A 25,494-nucleotide genomic window follows, 5' to 3' on the forward strand; every position below is an offset into this window, starting at 1 on the left:
TTATAATTGATAATCATAAAAGAAGGCAATTCTAATCAAAAATTAGCCTTAAAGACAAATGATGAAAATATATAGAGAAGAAAATAACAGAGAATCCTTTTGAATGTTAGGGGGATAACTTCATGAAAATATATTTTCGAGTTCTTTTTCTTGCGTAGCTCCTATCTTACAGCCATCAAAATTCTATGTGTCTTTTGTTTAGAATAATTTTTCTAAGCGGTTTATCGTTTTCTTTTTATCTGATTTCAAATGATTTACGATAAAACAGATTAACAAATAAATAAGAATTCTTAATAAGAACTTGAAATAAAACAAAATAGAAAATATTATATTTCAGCCGTTTATAGTTTGGGTTGATTTTATATGAGATGTGCCTCTCCTTGTTTCTATTCGAAATCAGAGGACTCTAATGATCGTTGTTGTAATTTTCTTGGTACTCGAGCGCAGTTAGTAGCGACTATTGTATCAATAGTGGCAAGTTTATTGATTATTACTGGAGCCGTGGTTGTAGTAATTCTCTTTGGATCACAGCTAGGTGTATTGTATTCTACGATAATTATTGGTTTATCTGTAGCTATTGGAGTTTTGCTTTTCAGCGTAAGTTTGAGATGTTTTACTTGCTGTGCCTTAGTGTCTCGATCACAGCATATCTCAGGAAATACCGTAAGACCTTATATCAATGATGAAAAACCTGAGGAAACATCTTCAGATTTAAATAGAAGCGTAGAAATAGAAGAAAATCTAAATGATGTTCTTTTAGAATATGCTCAAGCGCGTTCTGTTTATCAGGATCTTGTAGATCAGAAGAACGCGGTGAAAATTCAATTGGATACCGCTAAAGAGGCTTATGAAAGTGCATATTTAAATTATCAGAAATTCGAACAGCAATGTCTAACTGATAACAATGTAATAAGTGAAGAATTGCGAAAGAGCTTCTTTGTATTAAGAGAAAAATGTTCAGAATATGTTCGTGCTATACATATCTATGAAGGAGTCCTTCAGGAAATTAGTGCTACGCACTATCTCTCTGGTTTCCAACGGGCAGCTTCTATGTATGAAAATATTCATATTCTATCACGGGAAAAGGAAACGGAAGCTCAAACTCGTATCCACACTTTGGAAAATCAATTAAGTGTCCGTGCTAGGGATATTGAACGGTTATCTTTGATGGAAAAAGAATTGCGAAGTTCACTAGGAGAGCTACAGAGTGCGCATGAAGCAAGTAAGGGAACGATACGAGCTTTGCAAATGCGTTTGGAAGAAGTAAGTAAAACTAAAGAAGATCTTAAAAACACCCCATTTATAAAAATAGGCGGAGAAGTAGGGCAGAATATTACACAAATATTACAGCCTGATGATCTGAAAAAAATTCAATCGCTTCAAGAAGAAAATAACAAACTTAAGCTGACGTTAGCACTTTATTATAAAACACTTGAAAACATAAACAGCCGTAAAGAATCACAGAATCAACAAGTTGGAGAGGATCTTTTAATAGAACCTTTAGAAAATCCCGAGCAGTATACAAAAGAACAAGTTGAGATTATGCTTTCGCGCTATTTTGAAGATGAACGTGAAAGTCGAGAAAAAGAAGTCGCAAGTCTAAGAGAAAGGGTTTCTCAACAATCTTCTGAAATCACTAGTTTGAGATCACAGATTTCAAAGAGTATGTATGACGTCACTACCCTAGAGACAGTTGATATGATGTTAGAGGAAGACATAACCTACGATATGGTCATAGATAGTGATGAATTTGTGGATGCAAGGGATCATTCAGACTTTGAATGATATTGTTGCCCAAGGAGCTCTGTCAATATCCATATAGAGGCAGAAATTAGTACTTATAATAAATGGGCAGGTTAGATTTTGACAGAACTCTGTTCCCCTATTTATTGCTCGAGATTTTTTTAAGATTTAAAAAGAGGGTGGATTCTCTGTAGTGAATATTTAGATGTTCTAAGAGAAAGATTCTTAATTTTCATTATCCAGATATTTTGTGCGGCCATTCTTCTTGAATACTTGATAGTATCCATTTCGCTAAAGACGAGCGTATGCAAGTTATCTATTTTATTATGGGTTTCTTTATGAAATGTATGCAGATGAATTTGTCTTCTAGATTAGATGGACAAGAATTTTTATCTACACATGTAGATAGAACGCATTCTCGCACTATTATAAACACTATTGCAATAGTATCGGGAATTTTGATTATTGCTTCCAGCATTGTAGGATGCGTGTTTTTAAGAGTAGATCTAGGATTATTGAGCATGATTCTTTTAGGTGTTATCATTATTTCCGGGCTATTGCTCATAGCTATTGGAGTGTATTTTTGCTGTCAGAGGATTCCTGACAGGCAAATTATAACCAGAGGAAGTGATATTGAACAGGCTAGAATTCTGGAATTATCACAACAACTAGCTTCTGCTCAGAAAGAACTTGTTTCCTTACGTGCTTTATATTCAGTAGATCAACAGGAAAGTAATGAGTCTCTATCTAAACAACAAAGTGCTCTTTTGAAGGGTAGAGACGAGCATATTGTACAGTTAGAAAATAACATACGTCAATTGAGAAAAGATCACGCCGCACTTTTGAAGAATAAGGATGAAGAGTGCCAATTAGAGATAGAAAAACAAATAGCCCTACGTGTCGAGCTTCAAGAGCACCATCAACAAGAATTAGAATCTAAGGAAAGATCCGAACAAAAACGGATTCAATCTTTAAACGAAGAGATAAATAAGCAAATAACATCATATAATCAAGATCTAAAAGAAAAACAACAGCAAATTTCTGATTTACAACAAACTATAAATCAGCAACACGATGTAGATCTTGATCATATTCGAGAATTAGAAACTTTAGTAAAAGAAAAAGAAACAATTATAAGAAACTTACAATGCGATATAAATTACTATAAAAATCCTGAACCAAGTGTTCATAGAGATTCCCTTCCTGCTGTTTCCATTCGTATTCGACAGCATGAGGATCGCATTGCTTTATTAGAAACTGTAAATCCACGACTGAATTTAAGAACACGTAATCGATCATCGAGTATATAGACCGCCACACCTATGTTCTAAAATAGGCTTCACAATTTGTTGTGAGGCCAATCCTATTTCGCTCCTGCTTAATTTTAATACGAAGAAAGTATTTAAAACATATTTTCTCTGAATAGAAGATCTGAAAACAATAATTTTAGATCTTATTTTTTAATCGTTGTTATTGTTTGTGAGATAATTATGAGATGTATCCCTGCGTGTCTGACGCCTACTTCAGAAACAAACTTTTGTTTAATCAAGACAAACTCATCCAAGGTTTGTTTGATTGTCAATATGTTTACCATATTCCTATCTTTATCGATTCTTGTTGCTGGTATAACTGTTTTAGTTTTTTTCAGTATTGAACTAGGAGTTATTCATAGTGTGGTTTTAGGTATGTGTATTTTAGCTGCATTATTTTTCCTGGCTATGAGTTCTCATTACTTAGTAAATAGAAGACAGAATACGCGTATGGGAGTATTGCAGGATCAGAGTCTATCTCAAGGTAGTGTATCGTTGCGATCTCGTACTCAAGGAGTATGTTCGGAAAATACTCAGGTACTTGATGAAATACAAAGAGAGCTACATGTCAAAAGTCAGCAAATACAGAAAATGGAAAAAGAACGGGAACTCATGTCTACGAGGATCTCAGAGTTGGAATCTGAGGTTGTACAATATGAAGAGAATCGGGGAAGGATCCGTGGATTTGAAGAGAAGGAGCATGCAGATCTAAGTGTGAATAGCCAACACTATGCTTTTGAATCAAGGATTAAAGATTTAGAGGAAGCACTTGCTGCTAGTGAATCTCAATCTGAAGAGCATGCATCTGCTTTACAGACTGAGCGTGAACAATTGCAGAGTTGTATAACGGAATTAAGAGGAAGAGAGGCAAGAATAGAAGAATTAGAGACCATTCGCTCAAAAGCATACTCTGAGATGAAAAAACTAAAAAAGTCCTTGGATCAAGAAGAATCAAACAACGGTCTTATTGCCAAAAGATATGAGACACAGCGTATTATATTGGAAAGACAAAGAGATGAGTTGCGTAGAAAATGCTTTGACTTGGAAGCTCAACTTGTACAACTGGAGGCATGCAAAGATGTAGCATCTACATCTGTTTTAGAGAGAAATAAATCGCAATATGAGTCTAAGATAGCGGAGCTGAATCAAAGAAGAAAAAACGCCCTTGAGCAAATTAGCAAGTTAAAAGAAGAACTTAAAGAGAAAGAAGAAAAAATACTTAGTTGTACTTTAGAATATCAAGGGAAACAACGCCATTATGAAGAAGAAATCACGCAATTAAAGCAAAGTCAATCTCAGGCAATCGTGAGAATGCAGGAATTAGAACAGGAACTTGCAGCTGCTGTTAAGGCAACGGAATCTCAGGTTCAAACTTGCTTGGATGAAGAACATGAGAAAATCATAAAGGAACTTGAGGAGAAATGTTCTACTCTTAGAAATACTATTCAGGATTTGCAAAGTGAGCGTCCTTTTCTCTTAGGTGAGGGCGAGGGTCAACAAGCTGAGTCTTTCCGAGCTATAAGAACAGAACTGGAAGGCAAAATTAACGATTTACAAAAAGAAAATCAATCAAAACTAGCAACAATACAAAAGCTCTCTGCGGATGTACAGGCTTTATCAGATTCTAAAGTGCATATTCAGGAAAAATGTACAAAACAAATAAATCGAAATAAGAAAATAAAGTTAGAATTAGAAGAAAGTAAATCCACTATCTCTGATTTACAAAAACAGATGGTAATTCTGCATCAGGAAATGAATGAAAATAACAGGGCCGCTAATATTACGAATCAGCGCAATAGAGAATTAGTTGCAATTGTACAGGAATATAGCCGGAAAACATCTATGGAACTGACTTCAGATCCTGAGAGAGCTGCCGAGAGAGCTGCCAGTTTAGCTAAGTTAGAGCAGGAAAGACGAAAAATAAGAACTCATATGCAGCTAGAGAACTTTGAGCACGCAAATATGGCAAATCTGAGAATTGAAAGACTAAAAAGGCTCAGTAAAGACTCTGTATTAGCAGATGATGTTAGTCAATTAGAAGTAAGTTCAAAAAGCAAAATTGATTACCAGAAGATCTTTGATTTAGAAAATGATTTATTCGGTCTTGTCCTTTCTGAGAACCCTGTGCCGGTAAGAAATCACGTGGATAGTATGAGGGCATTGAGACTACAGCAATATTGTGATGGAGATATAGAACTTGAGGAAAGAGTTCGTGAATTTAATTTTCCCCAAAATGCTCCTATTGATTCTGTAGCTCTTTATGAATTAGAACAGGAAGTTCTGGATCTTAGGGAAGTTAAGCTATTTTCACTGCGTGAAGAACTAGAAGAGTCAAGAGACTATGTAGGTTTACTAGACGCAAAAATTAAGGAGTTTTCTAGTATTCTAGCATCTTATGAAGAAAAACTCAGTCCTAATACTATAGAGACGAGATCATTAGCAGAGCAGCAAGAGTTATTGCAAGTTAATGAAGATCTCCGCAAACAATTAGAAGAAGCACGTGCTCAATTAGAAGACTATACAAATAGATTCTCTGAAGCACAAAATCAGATACTACAGATATCTCTGGAGCTTCAATCTAAAGATTTAGCTCTTCAAGTTGCTGAAGATAAATTGAAACAATTCAAAGAAAAAGAATAAAACTCTACGTCTTAATTAAAGATCCTCCTTTATTTGTGGGGATCTTTAGTTCCTTATTACAAAATACGGCCACATTCTTAAAAATACTTTTCCACTGTAAAGTATATAAAAGAATTGTGTAATTTCAGATTCTTAGGTCATAGATAAGCGATTCTCTCTGAAATCTGTAACTATTTGTCTCTAGATCATTTCCGTCTAAATTTTCACCTAAATCTTTTACTTGTCATTTTGCATAAAGTTCTTGCATTTAAAATATTACGACCGTTTCAATATTCTAAGTTTATTCTATTTAAAGTGAGCGGTTTATGACAACTAACCCAGTGAATACTAATCCTACAACGATACCGGTACCTGCACAAACAAAACAACCATTCTGTAACATACAAGCAAGTAAATATCAACGAATTGCTGCTGCTATTACTTTATTAGCAGGTATAGTACTTATTGGAGTCCTAGTAGGGGCTTTGGTTTTCTTTGCTTTACCTACATCTGCGTCTCTTGTTGCTCTTGTCGCAATTGCTCTGATCACTAGCGTTATTCTCCTGTCTATGGCCATGTATCAGCTAGTTGCAAGATGTCGACAGGTTCCCGGTGATGTGAAACTTGTCGAAGAAAATACGCGCCTACAACGAGAAGTTGCTGAGCTAAAAGCTAAACTTACACGTAATGCGGTCCTATTAATGGAAGAGGAAACCCGTAATACCGACTTGTCAGGAAAGCTATTAAGTACAACAGGTGATTTAGAAACTGCACTTCAAGAGAAATCATCTTTAGAATCTCAAGTTAAATTGTTGCAAGAACAACACGCATCTACTCTTAAATTGTTGCAAGCAGGTCATCCGGAAGTAACGCAGGAACTCGTGAAGATGCAACAAGAGCTTCTTGAAAAAACTGCAGAACTTGCTGGATCTACAGAAAAAACTAACCAGTTAGAACAGAAAGTACAAAACTTACAAGCACAATTAGAAGCTTCACAGGGAGAAGTTGCTAGACTCACAGATAGAAACCGTGAGCTCGAAGGGCAACTTAAAGCGCTTCAGGATGGATCAGCCCAAGAAATAGCCGGTCTGCAATCAAGAATCGGTGATCTTGAGAAGAAAATTTCTGATAAAAATCAAGAGATAGAGATTCTACAAGTCAGAATTAATGAGCTTCAAGATGAGAAAGGTTCTGGAAGTGAAGAAGAGCGGCGTCTACGAGCTAGAGTTACTGAGCTTCAAGCGCAATTAATAGAGAAAAATCAAGAAATCGAAGAGCTAAATCGACAGGTTGATAATCTCACACAACAAAATAGTTCTCTTCTTGCAGAAAGAAACCTATTCGAGGATAGAGTGAAAGATCTTGAGAATCAAAATACAGAAGGTCGGAAACAAATCCAAGAGTTAACAGATCAGATTAATTTATTAAATCAAGAGAAGGTGCGTCTAGAAACTAGAATTGCTGCGCTCCAAGCAGGAGGAGGCGCCGGAAGAGAAGAAGAGCTCCAAGCTAGAATTGCTGAGCTTCAAGAGCAATTGAATGCGAAAAATGAAGAGCTAACTAAGGCACAAGAAAAAATTAAAGAATTAGAATTAACTATAGAAGCTAATGTTGAATTGGCAACACAAGAATCAGAACGTTTAGCAGAGCAGATCTCATCTTTAGAGCAGAGAATAGTTGAGCTTACGCAACAAAATACCGAGTTGACCACACAGAGACAGCAGATAGCCGGAGAGTTAAATACTCAACAGGCCAATCATCAGCAAGAAGTCCGCGAGTTACAAGCTCAGATTAATGAGAAAGATGAACAGATAACAGTTCTACAAAATCAGGTTCAAGCTTTAGAAGCTCAAGTAGAAGACCTTCAAGCTCAATTGGCAACGATCAATAACAATGTAGATTTGGATGATGAACACTTCCCACATGTTCCAGAAGGACATAATGTAGAGAATGTTGAAAACCAAGACGTCGATGTTAACGAAGGAAACCAGGACGGAGAAGATCATCAAGGAAATAACAATGGAGGAACTAACGATACAAATGTCCAATAATTTGAATCGATAGTTACGAAATAAAAGGCTGTAAATCTACATTTACTGTCTTTTAAGTTAATAATATAAGCTCTATTGACCCTATTGAATAGATAGGGTCAATTGCTTTTTATAATCATTAGTAAAAATTTTTTTAATCTTTAACAATTAAAACGGCTTATGAAAGTTAATTCAGATAGTATTAGTATTGAGAATCAAACTAAATCCACATTTTTTAGTGTAGACAAGTCCAAGCTTGTTCACATTGCTCATATAGTTGCTATGTTGTGTGGCGTAGCATTATTTGCTGCTCACGTGGCCTTGTTGGTTCTTTTTTGTATTAACCCCACTTCTTCTATATTACTTGTTTTCCTAGTTGTGTCTATGCTGGCAAGTTTAATACTTCTATATGTGGCTGTAGATTACTTCATGAATAAGTATTCTGTTCCAATTGAACTGAAGAGCAATACAGAAAATCAGCAGATTAATAATAGTTAGTTATATAGGATAGTAGAAATATTTTTTTAAAATATAGGAAGATATTCTTAATCTTAGCGATAAAAAAAATAGTTGAATAGCTACTCATTTTATGAGCTGCCTTTATAGGGAACTTTGTTCTCTTTTCCCCTCCTTAGATATCTAGAAACAGATAAACGCGTTATTCCCCATAGATTAAAATACGTAGCCTATTTCTAATTGTATAATCAATTGATTCTTTTAGAAATGATGCCGATTTAATTATTTATTGTTTTTCTCAATTATCGCATTTAATTTGTTTATCTTTTTATGTCATATTAATTAAACTTGTTGTTGTAAATTGCTAATATGACGCAATTCATTTAAGGAGAGAGGCTTATGTCAGTTAATACAAGTACCCCTATTGGCATGGAGACTAAGAGTGTTTCTTGTTGTGATGTACGTAATGTAAGGGTCAACCGTGTTGCCAGCTTGATTACTATATTTACAAGCTTAGCACTTATTGGAGGCCTATTTACTCTATTAATCCACTTCGGTGAAGGTGCCCCCATACGGTTCCTCGCTGCTCTTGGTATGGCTATAGCTGCCGGACTTTTACTCATTTGTATGATGGGTTACTATTTGGTACGTCATGCTACGAGCTTGAAATTACTCCGTCGTCAGGAAGAAATTCTTAACGAATCGACAAAAAAAGTGGAAGAATTAGAAACTAAAGTGCAGTCTCGTTAACGCTTGTATCCACGCTCAGCAACCTTATTGGGATAGAAGTCAATATCGAGATATTCGAGAGTTATTCCGAATATCTTCGCGTCACATATACATGAAACTTTTATGTTTCTTGACGAATATATTTTTCATTTTATCCAAGAGAAAGTTGTGGATGGAGTTTCTAACTACACAGACACAGGTATAAACAGACTTCCTGTTTGTTTTACTGTGCATGGACCTCAAGGTCATCGCTTTGTGAATATCACCGCGATAGCCTTGAGTTTCATTGTCTTTGGGGTGCAAATCGCTGTGCGCGTCGCCTCTCATACAAGATTAGGGCCTCTTCATATTGTTTTTGTGACCCTAACGATAATCATAGCTATTTTACTTATTTGTGCGGCTATTTATAACCTGTTTCATCTTTATACCTCTACGCGTCGCCATCAAGATGAAAAAGGAGCATTGCATCGAAAAGTAAGGAATTTAGAAGAAGCAGAGCGAGAGCTGAACAGACAATTACAAGAGCAAAGAATCGAGCTGGATTGTCTTAGGGGAGAAATCATCTCGCAGTTTAACAGATCACAACATAGCGAAGGTAGGTTTAGTGAAGATTTACATCGCATCGCAGCAGATAGAGAACACTTAGAGCAGCAGCTAAAATCAGCAAGGGAAGAGATTACTAACCTATCTCGGGAATTGGAATCGCGACTTGAAGGTGTAAGTGTGGAGCTAGAATTGCCCTCTAGTGATGAAGGCGATGAAGATCCTGATTGGTTTGAAGCAGATAATGTTCTAGGATCTCCAACTAATCAACAAAATATCGAATACATGATTGTAGAAGCCGATAGTGCAAATAATGAGGCGAATGCCTCCCAAGAACAGATTCCCTAGATAATTTTATAGAATAATAATACTAAAAAGGGTTCCTCATCTTAGATGCGGAGCCCCTTTCTTATTTTATAAATAGGAATCTAGCGACAGAAGATTAAGTTGTTGATTTCTTTGGTTTTAAGAATAAATAACTTGCTATTAAATACATTAGATGTATTGAATGTTTTCAGCTTATTCTATTTAGAATCAGTTATTTATTACACTATTGTTTATGCGAGCAATTTATGAATTTTTCCCTTCCCTTAGGGCTTGCTAATACGCAGCAACCGACTCCCAGTCATTACAGTATCAATAAACCGTACATTGTTTATATCACCTCCATCATTGCAACGATCTTAGGCTTAACTATGATAGCAGCTAGCATAGCTTTGCTTGTTTTGTTTGGAGCTCAAGCATCAGCAGTGTTTAGTGGGATTCTTGTCAGCATTATTATCGGAGTTTTGCTGCTCCTTCTTATAGGAGGAGCACATTTCACTATTATCTTTAAATTAGCTCATATCCGTAGAAGAGAGATTTTAGGATTTAGAAATACTTTTCAGGAATTTCAAACGAAACTTCAACATCTACAAAATTGTCTATTAGAAAAAGAAAATAGAATTCGTGATTTACAAAGACAATTGGATGAAGAGCCCACAAAACTTCGAGACTTGTTGAAGCTTAAGGAAGAAGAGTTGGAAAATCTTACACGCAGATATGCTGCTATGGCCCAGGAAAGGTCAGATTTCGAAGAGTTAATTATTCGGTTACGTACTGAACTAGTAGAGCTTAGAAAGGACTTAGAAGAAAATAAGGAGACCTCAAATACGATTGTAGAAAGGTTACGGGTTAATAGTGAGCTTCTATATTCCGAATCTATACTTGCACGACAGGCTCAACAGGCGGAGAAAATCATTGCTGATAGCCTAAGAACTTATTGTGAAGAGCTACAAGCTCAACTGCATAGAGCAATGCAAACAATCCAAGATAAAAGTCAGATAATTGATAAATCGACTCTGAAATCATCTGAATTGCGAAAGGAGATCTCTGATCTCCAGGTATATATCACTGACAATATAGCAAATAGAGAGCAGAAATATGATGTTATTCAGGAATTGAATGAGAAACTTGCAGCATTAAAAACTGATATAGAAAGTCTTCAGGAATACATTACCGAGAGAACAGCTAGTAATGAATTAGAACTTCCTATGGCTAATAACTTGACGCAAAGAGCACACGCGTTGCATAGTAATGTCTCTGATATTCAAGAGCTTATAACTAATCATATAGTGATTCAACCGGATGATTCCCAGGATAGAGGAGATCAACACTAAGGTTTTTCACATTTCTACTGAGAGTATTTGCATATTATGAACGGTGTATCCTCCCCTACTAGTCCTGAGAAAATATTAACAAATAGTATTCCTATGCACCGTTTTGAAAAATGCTTGCTGTCACATACCACTGCTGTTGCTATCGGTATTGTGATTATTCTTGCGAATCTCATTGCTTTGACTGCTTACGCTTCTTCTCTACCCATATTGTGTTCTGTTCTTTTGTTTGCCTTTGTTCTCATCGGTATAGTTTTAATTACTGTAGGAGCGAAGTACGTACTTGCTTATCCTTCAAAAATAGACTTTATGGACTCTTCTGAGAGGCATGAATACCGTACAGCAATACAAAAGTTACTTTCAGAAATCCAAGATCTGCAAGATAAAATTCTTAAGCAGAAACGCTATATGCTTGATATGGAAAAGGATATAGAGACTCTTATTCAAGGGCGCTTGGCAGATAAAGAATACTATATTGAGAAAATGGAAAATCTACAATTTGAAATGGATGAGCAATATGAAGACCTCGAAAAGTATGTTCAGGGGTTGCAAGCACACATGTCTGTTTTAGAGAAAGAAAGAGATGACTGGGAAAATCGGCGTCAAGAAGAAATACAAGCGAATCTTGAAAACACCAATGCTTATGAAGAAGAACTTCAGAAGATGAGTAGAAAGCTTTATAAAGCTAATAAAATGATAGAACTACAACGATTGCAGATTCAGGAGTTGCGTGACGAGATACATCAGGCTAAGGAACGTGTAAAACTTATGGATTATGTTCATGTACGTCTTGCTCGCGAGTTACAAGGTTCACGAAATCAAATAGCACATCTTCAAGGAGAATTATCAAGAATACCACAAGAGATTAAAGAGAAAAGATCCCGATCTATGTCGTTCTAAATAATCTCTGAGAACATGTCTAAATAACGGATTAGTCTCAAAATGGTTATCTTCATAATTTCTTTTGTTGTAAGTAACTGTTTATAAAACGGTTGCAATAAATGAAAGTTAACAGTTTCAATTATCTGCAATTTTAATATTTAACTGTGAGTTACTTATGAAGACTGTGCCCTTGCACGCTCTTAACCCTTCAGATGGAACGTGCATACAACGTCATTGTATTAGTGAGTCGAGGACTCATAAAGTTGCTAATATCATTGCTATCATAGTTGGTGTACTTATTTTAGCAGCTGGTTTAGCTTGTTCAGTTCTTTTTGGAGCAGAACTTGGTATGCTTTATACTATGGTGATCTTAGGAGCATCCGTAGCTGTAGGGATTTTACTTTTATCTTTAGGAGCCAGTTGTTTAACTTGTCGCTCTTTAACTTCAAAGACCATCAGAATTGAGAAGAAAGACGAGCCTAAGCGTCGTTATATCGATGATGTGCAGATTTCTAACTTAAAGCAAAACATTGTTTCTACTTCTGGTAGTATTGATGAGGCGTATAAGAATTTAGATAAGGTAATTGAAGATTACGAAAAAATTAATCTTGAGCACCAAGAGTTAATCAAGAAACGTGATAATGCCAATAAAGAGATGCTTGATGCTAGCAAAAGATATGCAAAAACAAGAACCCTGTTGGCTACTGTCACTGAAAAGATCAAACAACAAACTCTTTTAGATGCGGATCTTTCCCATCGTTCGGGGGGGGGGGGGGTAACCTCCGCAAAGAATTGGGATTCTCTACAAAGAGATGTTACTACCTGTAAGAATAACCTTGAAGAGGCTGCTGCTACTTATCAAGGAGCCGTTGCTGCTTTCGAGGCTATAAATCAAGAAATTCTTGAAAAAGAAAAATCCTTAGGCGTTCAGTTACTGGTCCCAGCATATAAGACTTTACAAGAACTATTAACAAAACAAGTCAGAGATTGCTCTGCGTTTATCGATGCTCTAGAGGCGAAAATTCTCGATCTTCAAGTACGTATTCTCGATCTTACGAATCAAGAAACAGGGCTAAGAGCATGTCTTCTAGAATTAGAAACTAAGAATGCAGCTGATATAGCAGCAAAAGAAGAACTAGAACAGGCTCTTGCTGCTCTTAGACAATCAAAAGAAGAACTGCAAAAAGAATTAGAAGCGAAGATTGCTCAGCTTGTTCAAGAGAAAATAGAAGTTTCTGAACAATTGAATAGTGAGATCAGAAAGCTCAAAGAAGATAAAGCTCGTTGCGTTCTTGAAAGTAGGATCGATGCGTTAGAAAAAGAAATCCGCACATGGCGAGAAAGTGTAGATACTAAGACTAAAGAAATTGAAGAACTACGCGAAGCATTAAGAAATATCAACGAGCAATCTGATAAGGAAAGATCTGCGTCGCAAGTTGAGATTGAGAAATTACTCATACAGTTGAAAGAAGCTAATCAGACGATCTTAAAATTAACCGAGATTAGTCATCAGGTAAACATTGTTAATGATAGAAATAAGATCCTTCAACAACAGCTAGAAGAAGCTCAAGAGAAAAACAAACAAGATGCCATATTACATAAGCAGCATTTAGATAATTTGAAACAGATCCATGCTAGAGAGATAGACGAGATAAAAGCTACATATGAAGAACGTATTAATAATTTAAAACAAGCTCGCGATAAAGATAAGTCTGATTATGAAACTCAAAAAACGAAGATAGAGACTGAAAGGGATGACTGTAAAAGAAAGAATGATGTGACTAATAACGAACTAGAACAAAAGAAACAGGAGCTGAATACGAAGGCACAGGAAATCATAAGACTGAAAAACACATTAATTCTTTATCAGGCTATGGTTAGTTCGTATGAAGAAAAAATTACAAAATTAAAAGTCAGTGAGTTAGAGAAGTTTAAAAAAGATAAAGTAGTACTTCAGAATGTTGAAACAGGAGTAACCCATTATACTAAAGCAGATGTATCTGGATTCCAACAAACTATGCTACAAGGCCAATTGGATGATGCTAACAAACAGATTGTTCAACTTAAAGCAACCATAACAAGTTTAGAAAATGATCTTAAGGACGCCAGATACACTGGTGATTTGACTAAGGAGTTAATAAAATCCGAAAAAGAATTAGAGAAACTTAAAGCAACTTGTTTGCTGATGAAGAGCTCTCTACCTCCTGAAGATCAGAAGAAAATTCAAGACATCCTTGATGGTAAAAATTAGACACTCTTTTTCACCTTAAGTTAGGGTTTTACTTTATTTGAGACTCTATTTTCTTTAGTTATTCCATTCGTTCTTGAATGGAATAACTTCATTATTTTAACAGGATATATTCTTGAATAGATTAAGAATTAAGCTCTCGAGCTTTTTGGATGAAATTTCTTGAGAAAATCATTCTCTAAGTGAAAACGACTTTTCTGTGAATATATGGCTTGTAGGCACTCCTGAGGAGTCACTATATTACTCATCATAGTATCGAGAAGTTTTTGACAGGCGTATTTTTGTTTTTCTTTAGCTGTAGGATTTGCAAGAATGTCGATTGCTGCTGCTATCTCTTCGTGAGTGAAGTCATATTTACCACCTATGAATTCTGGGAAGATGATTGATCCTGTAATAATATTTGGTAAGGAATATGCAGGAATGAGAATTTTAAAGACATACTTTGCCAAAAAGGTATCGAAAGGTCCTAGAAGACAGGTAACAATCGTTGGAGTTTGATTTAATGCAGTTTCAAGAACAATTGTTCCACATTTTGCTAAAGCACAATCGCAGTCTCTCATAAGTTGATAACGGAATATTGAGGGAACGATTTTGCTATTATAACAACCTTCTCTATTTAGAAGTTCTAGGATTTTTTTATCGTGTTTAGGATTGCAGGAGGAGACAAGGAGCTGATGCGATTGAGCTAACGATGATGATAGAAATGCTCGAGTTTGTACTTGTAAATTTCTGAAGATATCCCCAGGTCGACTACCTGGAAATACTGCGACACTAGGTTGATCAGAGATCTCTAATTGTTGTTTCCATGAGCTGCAATTTTGGAAATTGGAAATTGTTTTTACTAAAGGATGCCCTAGATAAATAGTTTTTAAAGGAGAGTTTTTGAAAATCTTCTTTTCAAAAGGGAGTATTAGTAACAACGTATCGAGATACTTCTCTAAGATCTTTTTCCTTTTAGGTCTCCAAGCCCAAATACTCGGACAAACATAATGAACGATTTTTCCTTTATACCCACATTTCCTTAACTTCCTAATTAGGAAAAAATGGAAATCTGGGAAATCTACGCAAAAGACTATTTCAGGATTTTCTTTAAGAATAGCTTTATAAAGTTTTCGGTACTTCTTAAATAAACTGAAGATAGAGGAGAAAACTTCTAAGAATCCTGATACCTGAAACTCCTCCATGCGGATGAGAGGTTCGAGGCCTTCTTGTCGCATTAAGGGGCCCCCAACACCAAAACAACGTATATCGGGATTGAGAGCTTTAATATTGCGAAGAAGATCACTTCCTAAAATGTCCCCACTGGGTTCTCCTGCGGATAAGAAACAGCTATGGTTATGAAACTCTGGTAAGCGTGATTTCTTGTACATGATACGTAGGTTTGCTAGTGAAGGAAGCAATCCGCAGCCATAGCTGAGGATATTCACAGGATCACCAGTACGTATGAAATATACGAATGCCAAGAAGCCACCAACAAAGCCTACCTGCCAAAATAACGCCGGTAGAGTAGAGCGATCATTCATTTCTAAATGGCACCATTGGATAAAAAACCTTGAGGAAAAGGTAAATAATCCTAGGCAACCAACAATGTGCCAGTAAATATTTGGTGGAGGTAGAGGAAGATGGAAGATATTAGGAGAAGCCATCCATTCCATATGGGGATGGTAGTACGCTTCTAGAGCAAACGGAAGTGTTGTAAACAATAAGGTGAAAATAAGAATTATCAATGTTGTTCTTAATGAAAGCTTATAAGAGGAGGTAACATTGAGATTTCTAAAATAAATAACAAGATTTGCCCCATGGAGTAGTGCTATAGGGAATTGGCTTTGGATAAAACCATGAGCGATCATCATAATCGCTCCTATAGAGGACAAAATCCAGAAAACCTTAGGGACACAGGCTTGTTTTCGTCTTTCACTTAAGAACCATTGAATAGTAAACGCGCTGCCAAAAAATAAATTGGCAATCAATCCTATAGGATACAGTACATGAACCAGATAAATAGGAAGCATGGCTAGTTTAACTCAAGAAGGAAGTTCCTTTTTATATTGTAAAGCTTGGTGGTGACGAATCCAAGCAGCAAGTATTTTATCTAGTTTAGGATAAACTAGGCTACGAATTTCTAATAAAGAAAGAGCTTCTGAAAAACGTACGTGGTTTAGAAACTTACGGTTAAAGAAGTGAATTTTTTTCGTTGGTACTAATGGAGTTAATCGATATTGCATCTGCAGAACAAGAGCTGTTAAAATAAAATTTTTCTTAGAACAACTTGTAAAGGAATCTGCAAAGAACTTTCCTAAAAAGTTCTTAATATAATCAAAAACAGAGGTTAAAGATAAACTCGGATGTTGTCGATGTTTATAACGCACATTGAAATTTACAATAGGGAATAGAAATACTGCCATAAGCTGATGACGATCATAGTTATATTTCTTGCTTAATACGTTCTCATCTAAAATATCCAAACAAGCGAAGGTTTGTTCTTCTAAAGTTTTATTCAAACGAAAAGCTTTATCCATATAGGGGAAGAGGATCTCTAATATCTGATACTTAACTGTTAATTTGAAAAACTCAGAAGAGACTCCTGACCCCAACATCTTAATAAGCTCCTCAAAAACACGTGCTTGAGAACTCTTGATTAGCTCATAACGACATTCTTGAAGTGCTTCTAAAGTTTTAGGATCCACAGTGAAAGAAGCTCGTGCGAGAATCTTTAATAAACGCAGCATTCTTACAGGATCTTGTTTAAAACGTACAAAGGGATCTCCTATAGTACGTAAGTATCGATTCTGTAAATCGTTAACTCCACCTGTGTAATCTATGATTGTTTCTTCTGTAGGATCATAGAAAAGACCGTTGATGGTAAAATCTCTTCTTAAAACATCCTCTTCAGCTGTTCCCCAAAGATTATCTTTGGTAATTAGACAATCTTCATCGGCACTTCCGGAACGGAAGGTAGAGACTTCAATAATTTGATTTGAAAAGCGTATGTGAGCGAGTCGGAATCGCTTTCCAACAAGTATACAATTTTTGAAGACGGCTTTGATTTCTTCAGGCTTAGCTGAGGTAGAAATATCGAAATCTTTAGGGGTCGTATTGAGTAATAAATCACGGATGCACCCACCAACAATATAAGCTTTGTGTCCAGCTTTTCGTAAGGTTTTTACTACAGAGAGTGCGTGTGGAGAAAAGTCTTTAAGTTTTATGTTGTGGTCGGCAGTTGAATAGATAATTGGAGCGGGTGCAGATTTAGAAATTTTTCTAAACAATTCTAAGCCTCTACGCAAGAGAGTTTTGTTGTCACAGACCATTTATTATAGATATCGAGTGTTAAAAAGTCTTGGAAGAAAAAGGGTTTATAAAAGCACTCTTTTTTCTAGGGGAATTTCACCATAGCAAAAATATTGAAGTTTGCAAGAACAAAATACCTAGCCGAAAGACACTCCTTTATACCCTATACAAGGATTTTTTTTTATTATTTATCTATGTTTTTTCAGAGAATTTTTATTTTGATTTCCTACAGTTTCTTAACTCGACTATTGTCGAGAGATTCGGGGTTATCTATACCTAAGTAGGCATCTTATTTTTGAATCAAAATGGTTTTTAGGATTTTAAATAATTTTTTATCTTTTAGAAATCTTGGAGTAGAGGTTTTCGTATATTCTGTCAAAAACTCTTGTCGAAGAACATGATTTCTATAATAACAATTCTAATTTTGTGTTAGAAGATTTAAAAAGTATTAAGAGGATTGTAAGAACTTCAAATTCAGTAAACGTAAGTGATCGTTTTTTTGAAGCAACTTAATTTTGAGTTTTTAGTTTATCTGAGTGGCCGGGGAATCGATGCACATATTATTTTAGGCCTAAATCTTGGTATATAATCAACTCTACAAGCTATTAGGAATAAATCTTTAAGGGAATAAATGACAAAGGAAGTAAAACAACTTTTTGGTACGGACGGAGTACGAGGACGAGCTAATTATGAGCCTATGACTGTAGAGCTTTCTGTGTTGCTTGGGAAAGCTGTTGCAGGTGTCTTACAAGAGAGTAAACCTGGGAAACACCGTGTTGTTGTAGGTAAAGATACCCGTTTGTCTGGATATATGTTTGAGAATGCTCTTGTTGCGGGTTTAACTTCTATGGGGATAGAAACCTTGGTGTTAGGCCCTATTCCTACTCCAGGAGTGGCTTTTATCACTCGTGCCTATCGTGCGGATGCTGGAATTATGATTTCTGCATCCCATAATCCCTACTGGGATAATGGGATAAAGATTTTTTCTTCGGAAGGATTCAAAGTTAGTGATGTTATAGAGCGGCGTCTTGAGCAAATGGTAGCTCATAGAGATTTTGGAAATCTTCCCGAAGATTATGCTGTGGGGAAGAATAAGCGTGTAGTAGATGCTATGGGACGTTATATAGAATTTGCCAAAGCTACTTTTCCTAGAGGAAGAACATTAAAGGGTCTGAAGATAGTTTTAGATTGCGCACACGGTGCCGCTTATAAAGTCGCTCCTTCTGTATTTGAGGAGCTTGATGCTGAAGTGATTTGTTATGGTTGTGAGCCTACAGGAAGTAATATTAATGATAACTGTGGAGCTCTTTTTCCTTCGGTAATTCAGAAAGCAGTAATAGAGCATAAGGCAGATGTAGGTATTGCTTTAGATGGCGATGGTGATCGCATTATCATGGTAAATGAAAAAGGTCATATTGTTGATGGCGATATGATTTTAAGTATTTGTGCGAACGATTTAAAGAAAAAGGATCTTTTAAATGGTAATCGTGTTGTTGCTACTGTAATGACTAATTTTGGAGTATTAAAATACCTAGAAAGTTTAGGCATAGAGACATTAATTTCTCCTGTAGGAGATCGTCATGTTCTGCAGAACATGTTGGAACATGAAGCAAATCTTGGTGGTGAGCAAAGCGGTCATATGATCTTTTTAGATTACAACACTACGGGAGACGGTATTGTTTCTGCTTTGCAAGTACTACGCATTATGATTGAAAGTGAATCTACACTTTCAGATTTAACATCCCCAATTGTAAAAAGTCCTCAAGCGCTTATCAATGTATCTGTAAAAGAGAAAATCCCTTTAGATACTTTACCTTTAGTTCAAGAAGCTCTGAGAGATGTGAGATCATCTTTAGGTGATTCTGGTCGTGTTTTGTTAAGATATTCTGGAACTGAAAATATTTGCAGGGTTATGGTTGAAGGTTTAAAGAAGCATCAAGTGGATTCCCTCGCTAAGACTATAGCTGATATTGTTGATTCTGAGTTGGGAGCGGGCATTATAGAATAAGGTAATGTATGTGCGGAATATTTGGATATCTAGGTTCTAAACTAGCTGTTCCTGTAGTTTTAGATGGGTTAGCTAAACTAGAATATCGGGGCTATGATTCCGCAGGACTTGCAGCTGTTATCCCCGGGCAATTGTTCGTAAAGAAAACGATAGGGCGTGTCGATGAGTTGAGAAACTCCTTAGAGAAAGATGACGTTCCCTCTTCATTAGCTATAGGTCATACCCGTTGGGCAACACATGGCGTGCCTACAGTAAAAAATGCTCACCCTCATGTTGATGAAAACTCTACTTGTGCTATTGTTCACAATGGGATTATCGATAATTTTAAAGAATTAAGAACCTTACTCCTTTCTGAAGGTATTACTTTTTCTTCAGATACAGATTCCGAAGTTATTGCTCAGCTGTTTGCTTTTCGTTACCAAGCTACAGGAGATTTAGTTCATAGTTTTTCTTGGACCTTATCACAACTTCAGGGAAGTTTCTCCTGTGGTCTTATTCATAAAGATCATCCTAATGTTTTACTTTGTGCAGCGCAAGAGAGCCCTTTAATTGTTGGATTAGGGGAACAAGAGAACTTCATAGCTTCTGATACGCGTGCATTTTTAAAATATACAAAGAATGTTCAAGCATTAGCTTCTGGAGAGTTGGCGATTGTAGGTTTTGGGAATGAAGTCGAAACGTATAATTTTGCTCTAAAGCGTATTCATAAAGAAATTCGTCAAGTTACTTATACTGACGCGGGTTCAGATAAACAGGGCTACAGTTATTACATGCTTAAAGAGATTTATGAACAGCCGGAAGTTTTAGAACGCCTTATTCATAAGTATTTAGATCCTCAAGGATATATAAGTGAGAAATTCTTATATAATTTTCCTATAGAAGATTTCGATGAAATTTCTATTGTTGCTTGCGGCTCTTCTTATCACGCGGGCTTTTTAGCGAAATATATCATTGAATCTTTAGTTTCACTTCCTGTTCATGTGGAAGTCGCTTCGGAATTTCGCTATCGACAGGCGTACATTGGAAAGAAAACCCTAGCGATCTTAATCAGTCAATCTGGAGAAACTGCTGATACGTTAGCAGCTTTAAAAGAATTCCGTCGTAGACAAGTCGCTTGCGTTTTAGGAATTTGTAATGTCGAAGAATCAGCATTAGCTACAGGTGTGGATCATTGCTTGTTTTTGGAAGCAGGTATTGAAATTGGTGTTGCTTCTACAAAAGCTTTCACCGCACAATTGCTTTTATTGATTTTACTAGGATTAAAGTTAGCTACTTCAAAACAAACACTGAGTTTAGAAGAACAACGTGCTTGTGGAAAAGCTTTGTTTGAGCTTCCAGAATTATGTAATCGCTTATTAGCAAACGAAGATTTGCATTCATGGGCGAATGATTATTGCGATGAAGATAGATTCATATTTTTAGGACGTCGCTTGATGTATCCTATTTGTATGGAAGCTGCTTTAAAATTGAAAGAAATTGCATATGTTGAAGCTAACTGTTATCCTGCTGGCGAAATGAAACACGGACCTATTGCTTTGATTAGTAAAGGATCACCGGTGATTACTTTTTGTGGTGATCCTAGCGTCTATGAAAAGATGGTGGGGTGTATTATGGAAGTAAAAGCTCGGCAAGCACATGTGATTGCCATAGCTTCAGAATCACAAGACGATATCGCTGCTGTTTCAGATTCCCAAATATATGTTCCTAATAGTCATCCTTTAGTATCTCCTATTCTTTATACAATAGTAGGGCAGATTATGGCCTATTCCATGGCTTTGAAGAAAGGCAATGAGATAGATCGTCCTAGGAATTTGGCAAAGTCTGTAACTGTTGAATAAAGTAAAAGCCTAGTGTTTTTATTTCTAATTATCTTTAATTCTAAAATATAAGACAAAATTCGAAAGGTTTTTCTATGTCTAGCAAGGTTTTAGGGGGCTCCCTTATTATTGCGGGGACAGCCATAGGTGCTGGTGTGTTAGCAGTTCCTGTATTGACAGCATATGCAGGTTTTCTTCCCACAACTCTTCTTTATGTGCTATCTTGGCTTTTCTCCATGGGATCTGGACTTTGCCTTCTCGAAGTTATGACTTGGTTTAAGGAAAAACAACAAGTTAACATGCTGTCGATGGCCCAATATACCTTAGGGGATATGGGTAAGATCTTCATGTGGCTCCTTTACCTGTTTCTGTTTTACTCCCTACTTATTGCTTACTTTTGTGAGGGAGGAAATATCCTATTTCGTATTTTTGGTTGTCAGGGATTAGATATTCCTTGGATACGTCATGCAGCTCCTTTGGCATTTGCCGTTTTGATTTGTCCTACATTAATGATGGGTACAAAAGTTGTAGATTACTGCAACCGCTTTTTTGTTTTCGGATTAGCCATTGCTTTTACGGTATTTTGTATCTTAGGAGTTTTAGCCTTACAACCCGAACTACTTTTACGTGCTTCGTGGATACGTTCTATGGATGGCTTATCTATTCTATTCCTTTCCTTTGGTTTTCAAAGTGTGGTTCCCTCACTGTATTACTACATGGATAAGAAAGTTAAAGATGTTAAAAAAGCTATCGTTATCGGTAGTTTGATTCCTTTAATTTTATATGTGATTTGGGAAGCACTTGTTTTGGGAGTAGTTCCTTTAGACTTTCTTATGAAAGCTCAAGAAAATGGTTATACAGCAGTAGAAGCTATGAAAAATTCATTGCAATGTTCAATGTTTTACATTGCTGGAGAATTCTTCGGTTTCTTTGCTTTAGTTTCTTCATTTTTAGGTGTAGCTTTAGGTGTTATGGATTTCCTAGTTGATGCTTTCCAGTGGAACAAAAAGAAACACAGTTTTTCTATTTTCTTTTTAACTTTTATTGTCCCTTTAGCATGGTCAATGTGCTATCCTGAGATCGTTCTTAAATGTCTCAATTATGCTGGAGGCATAGGTGCTGCCTTGATTATCGGAGTTTTCCCAGTGTTGATGGTCTGGAAAGGACGTTATGGGAAAAAACATTATCAAGAAAAACATTTAGTACCTGGTGGAAAATTTGTTTTATTGCTAATGCTCTTGGTAATAGTAATTAATTTGGCTAGCCTTTATTATAAGTTTTAAATAAGAGCACGTTTATTAATTTTTTAATTATATGTGAGTATAGGAGGTTACATGGGACTATACGATCGTGATTACGCACAAGAATCTCGTTTACCGGGAACGTTTACATCTAGAGTATATGGCTGGATGACTGCAGGTCTTGCTGTAACGACTTTTGTATCATTAGGATTATACTTTTCTGGGATGTATAAAAGTTTATTTTCATTCTGGTGGATTTGGTGTATTGCTACTTTAGGAGTATCTTTTTACATTAATGCTAAGATTCATAAGCTTTCTGTTCCTGCAGTTATGGGATTGTTTTTAGCTTATTCTGCTTTAGAGGGGTTGTTCTTTGGAACACTAGTTCCTGTTTATGCTGCTCAGTATGGCGGGGGAATTGTTTGGGCTGCTTTTGGATCCGCAGGATTGATTTTTGGTTTGTCGGCTGCTTATGGAGCCTTTACCAAAAGTGATCTTACACAGATGAGCAGCATACTTATGTTTGCTCTAATTGGTTTAATGCTGGTGTCTGTGATATTCGCATTAGTGTCCATATTTGTTTACATGCCAATTTTCTACTTGCTAATTTGCTATCTAGGGTTAGCAATTTTTGTGGGATTGACTGTTGTAGATGCTCAAGCAATCCGTAAGGTAGCTCAAAATGTAGGTAATGACGGAGATTTAAGCTACAAGCTATCTTTAATTATGGCATTAAAGATGTATTGCAACGTCATTATGATATTTTGGTATCTCCTACAGATTTTCTCTTCCTCGGGGAAAAGAAATTAAAAAGATCTACATTTAGGATGAAGGGAAAAGCTTTTCTAAGAATCGATCTATATGAAATTCTTCAAGATCCCCAATAAGTTCGCCGTAACCGACGAATTTTGTAGGGATCTTCAATTGTTTTGCTACACGGAACAAAGTTCCACCTTTAGCAGAACCATCAACTTTAGTAAGGATTAATCCAGATAGGGGAATGGTATCGTGGAAAACACGGACCTGTTCAATAACATTGCCCCCTAAGGTTGCATCTATAGTCATAAGCCTTTCATGGGGAGACCCTAGATGGACTTTATCACAAACAGAAACAATTTTCGATAGCTCGTTGAGTAAATTGGTATGGGTATGCAAACGACCTGAAGTATCTATAAGCACACGATCATAACCTCGAGATATAGCAGAAGCAATACCATCGTAAGCAATGGCTGCAGGATCACCACCAGGTTTCCCAGATACAAATCCACAACCTAATTTTTCTGCCCAACAACGCATCTGATCCATACCGGCACTACGAAAAGTATCGGTAGCGACAATCATGACCTTCTCCGATCGAGATTGGTAATGATGTGCGAGTTTAGCCACTGTTGTAGTTTTCCCAGATCCATTTGTTCCTAACATTAAGGATACAATGGGGCCCTGTGTTTTAATAGACTCTATATGAGGAAGATTGGCTACTGTTTCACGAAGTAGCGAACAGACAAGATCTTTAACAGTAGATTCATCAGGTTTGCGGCACTTGCGCAGTCGAGAACACAACTCTTCGGTAAGATCTGAACCGAAATCCGCCTCATAAAACAAACTTTCTGTAAATTCTAGAAGATCGGTGGAGAGGGATTTTTTAAATAAAGACTGAATCTTGCTACTAAAGAACTTGAACACAGGTTAGAGCAAAGTTAGTTGAAGTAAAAGAAATGATACAAGATAAGGAGGAAAATTCAAAGGGTTATTTATGCACCTTCATGAATACCAAGCTAAGGATCTTTTGGTCTCTTATGATATTGCTATTCCTCCTTATCGTGTGGCCTCTTCTGTTGAAGGAGCTCAACAGATTCTTAAGGAGTTAGGTATAAGCGCAGGCGTTGTTAAAGTACAGGTACATGCTGGAGGTCGAGGGAAAAACGGTGGCGTAATCGTTGCTAAATCTCCTTCTGATATTTTAGCAGCTGTTGACAAATTGTTGCATATGCGTTTCGTAAGTAACCAGACTTCCGGAGAAGCTCTTCCCGTGGAGAAAGTTCTTATTACCCCTTTGGTAAATATTGCTGCTGAGTATTACCTCGCAGTGATCATGGATAGGAAAAACCGTTGCCCAGCAATTATGCTATCAAAAGCAGGTGGTGTGGATATTGAAGAAGTCGCTCAAAAATATCCCGATCAGTTGCTTACAGTGCCTCTAACACCATTTGCTCGCATATACAATTATCAACTTAGACAAATCATTAAATTTATGGACTGGAAAGGGGATACAGGAAAACAAGGTGTGCAGCTAATTAAAAAACTTGTCCAATGCTTCTATGATAATGATGCTTCTCTTCTTGAAATCAATCCTTTGGTACTTACTCACGAAGGGGATCTCCTCGTTTTAGATGCTAAAGTAACCATTGATGACAATGCCTTATATCGTCATCCGAAACTTGAGGTATTGTATGATCCTTCTCAAGAAAATGTCCGCGATGTACTCGCTAAACAGATAGGACTTTCCTATATTGCCTTAGATGGGAATATTGGCTGTTTAGTAAATGGTGCAGGATTGGCTATGAGTACGCTAGATATTCTTAAAATTCACGGTGGATCTGCAGCAAACTTTCTTGATGTAGGAGGAAGTGCTACAGAGCAGCAGATTCAAGAAGCTGTTTCTCTAGTACTCTCAGATGAAAATGTAGAAGTTCTTTTTATCAATATCTTTGGTGGAATTATGGATTGTTCTGCGGTTGCCTCAGGATTGGTGGCCGTTATGCAAACTAGAGAGAACCTCATTCCTACAGTAGTGCGTTTAGAAGGAACAAATGTAGAATTAGGAAAAGATATTGTACAACGTTCAGGAATCCCCTGCCAATTTACAGATTCCTTAAATGAAGGCGCACAGCTTGCCGTGGCGTTAAGTAAACAAGTTTAGGG

The 25,494-nt window shown here is 36.5% G+C and carries 19 protein-coding genes; 15 read left to right on the forward strand and 4 right to left on the reverse strand.

Annotated features, from left to right (window positions below):
* Positions 1–363: 363 nt before the first annotated feature.
* On the forward strand, positions 364–1,785 hold the full coding sequence (locus O1W69_RS02620; protein WP_375793960.1) for an IncA family protein: 1,422 nt from the start codon (positions 364–366) through the stop codon (positions 1,783–1,785).
* A 296-nt stretch (positions 1,786–2,081) separates the two neighbouring features.
* A complete protein-coding gene (locus tag O1W69_RS02625; protein ID WP_375793961.1) occupies positions 2,082–3,053 on the forward strand; it encodes an IncA family protein in 972 nt (323 codons plus the stop codon).
* Between the two features lie 143 nt (positions 3,054–3,196).
* Here the strand turns inward: O1W69_RS02625 and O1W69_RS02630 are convergent, their stop codons facing one another.
* Positions 3,197–3,337: a hypothetical protein gene (locus O1W69_RS02630; RefSeq protein ID WP_375793962.1), complete on the reverse strand. Its 141-nt coding sequence runs from the start codon at positions 3,335–3,337 to the stop codon at positions 3,197–3,199.
* Here O1W69_RS02630 and O1W69_RS02635 point away from each other — a divergent pair.
* The 8 genes from O1W69_RS02635 (at position 3,327) to O1W69_RS02670 (ending at position 14,218) form a co-directional block, all read left to right on the forward strand.
* The gene (locus O1W69_RS02635; RefSeq protein ID WP_375793963.1) at positions 3,327–5,693 is read left to right on the forward strand and encodes an IncA family protein; all 2,367 of its coding nucleotides are present in this window, start codon (positions 3,327–3,329) and stop codon (positions 5,691–5,693) included. The two genes, O1W69_RS02630 and O1W69_RS02635, sit on opposite strands and share 11 nt — an antisense overlap.
* A 305-nt stretch (positions 5,694–5,998) precedes the next feature.
* A complete protein-coding gene (locus O1W69_RS02640; protein WP_375793964.1) occupies positions 5,999–7,723 on the forward strand; it encodes a hypothetical protein in 1,725 nt (574 codons plus the stop codon).
* A gap of 159 nt (positions 7,724–7,882) precedes the next feature.
* Complete coding sequence (locus O1W69_RS02645; RefSeq protein ID WP_375793965.1) at positions 7,883–8,200, forward strand: hypothetical protein; 318 nt, start codon at positions 7,883–7,885, stop codon at positions 8,198–8,200.
* 357 nt (positions 8,201–8,557) lie between these two features.
* The gene (locus O1W69_RS02650) at positions 8,558–8,908 is read left to right on the forward strand and encodes a hypothetical protein (protein WP_375793966.1); all 351 of its coding nucleotides are present in this window, start codon (positions 8,558–8,560) and stop codon (positions 8,906–8,908) included.
* Between the two features lie 102 nt (positions 8,909–9,010).
* Positions 9,011–9,778, forward strand: a complete 768-nt coding sequence (locus O1W69_RS02655; RefSeq protein ID WP_375793967.1) for a hypothetical protein — start codon at positions 9,011–9,013, stop codon at positions 9,776–9,778.
* 224 nt (positions 9,779–10,002) lie between these two features.
* Entirely contained in the window at positions 10,003–11,088 is a 1,086-nt protein-coding gene (locus O1W69_RS02660) for an IncA family protein (protein ID WP_375793968.1), read from the forward strand.
* A gap of 36 nt (positions 11,089–11,124) precedes the next feature.
* The gene (locus tag O1W69_RS02665; protein WP_375793969.1) at positions 11,125–11,985 is read left to right on the forward strand and encodes a hypothetical protein; all 861 of its coding nucleotides are present in this window, start codon (positions 11,125–11,127) and stop codon (positions 11,983–11,985) included.
* Positions 11,986–12,142: 157 nt separating this feature from the next.
* On the forward strand, positions 12,143–14,218 hold the full coding sequence (locus O1W69_RS02670) for a hypothetical protein (protein WP_375793970.1): 2,076 nt from the start codon (positions 12,143–12,145) through the stop codon (positions 14,216–14,218).
* Between the two features lie 128 nt (positions 14,219–14,346).
* Here the strand turns inward: O1W69_RS02670 and lpxB are convergent, their stop codons facing one another.
* On the reverse strand, positions 14,347–16,227 hold the full coding sequence (gene lpxB / locus O1W69_RS02675; RefSeq protein WP_375793971.1) for a lipid-A-disaccharide synthase: 1,881 nt from the start codon (positions 16,225–16,227) through the stop codon (positions 14,347–14,349).
* Positions 16,228–16,239: 12 nt separating this feature from the next.
* Positions 16,240–17,526 (reverse strand): polynucleotide adenylyltransferase PcnB, encoded by a 1,287-nt coding sequence (gene pcnB, locus O1W69_RS02680; RefSeq protein WP_375793041.1) that lies wholly within the window; start codon positions 17,524–17,526, stop codon positions 16,240–16,242.
* Between the two features lie 611 nt (positions 17,527–18,137).
* Here pcnB and glmM point away from each other — a divergent pair.
* The 4 genes from glmM to O1W69_RS02700 all read left to right on the forward strand — a co-directional run bounded on the left by glmM (position 18,138) and on the right by O1W69_RS02700 (position 23,382).
* Positions 18,138–19,514 carry a phosphoglucosamine mutase gene (gene glmM / locus O1W69_RS02685; RefSeq protein ID WP_375793042.1) on the forward strand — a complete coding sequence of 459 codons (1,377 nt, stop codon included), beginning with the start codon at positions 18,138–18,140 and terminating at the stop codon, positions 19,512–19,514.
* A gap of 8 nt (positions 19,515–19,522) precedes the next feature.
* Entirely contained in the window at positions 19,523–21,352 is a 1,830-nt protein-coding gene (glmS, locus tag O1W69_RS02690; RefSeq protein WP_375793043.1) for a glutamine--fructose-6-phosphate transaminase (isomerizing), read from the forward strand.
* Positions 21,353–21,426: 74 nt separating this feature from the next.
* The gene (locus O1W69_RS02695) at positions 21,427–22,614 is read left to right on the forward strand and encodes an aromatic amino acid transport family protein (RefSeq protein WP_375793044.1); all 1,188 of its coding nucleotides are present in this window, start codon (positions 21,427–21,429) and stop codon (positions 22,612–22,614) included.
* Between the two features lie 51 nt (positions 22,615–22,665).
* Complete coding sequence (locus tag O1W69_RS02700) at positions 22,666–23,382, forward strand: Bax inhibitor-1/YccA family protein (protein WP_332381661.1); 717 nt, start codon at positions 22,666–22,668, stop codon at positions 23,380–23,382.
* A gap of 12 nt (positions 23,383–23,394) precedes the next feature.
* On the opposite strand, the gene ftsY is transcribed toward O1W69_RS02700, so the two are convergent.
* Positions 23,395–24,255: a signal recognition particle-docking protein FtsY gene (ftsY, locus tag O1W69_RS02705; RefSeq protein ID WP_375793045.1), complete on the reverse strand. Its 861-nt coding sequence runs from the start codon at positions 24,253–24,255 to the stop codon at positions 23,395–23,397.
* Between the two features lie 70 nt (positions 24,256–24,325).
* Between ftsY and sucC the strand changes: the two genes are divergently transcribed.
* Positions 24,326–25,492, forward strand: a complete 1,167-nt coding sequence (sucC, locus tag O1W69_RS02710) for an ADP-forming succinate--CoA ligase subunit beta (protein ID WP_375793046.1) — start codon at positions 24,326–24,328, stop codon at positions 25,490–25,492.
* Positions 25,493–25,494: the final 2 nt, after the last annotated feature.

This window comes from Chlamydia sp. 12-01 (assembly GCF_042234205.1).
Lineage (GTDB): Bacteria > Chlamydiota > Chlamydiia > Chlamydiales > Chlamydiaceae > Chlamydia.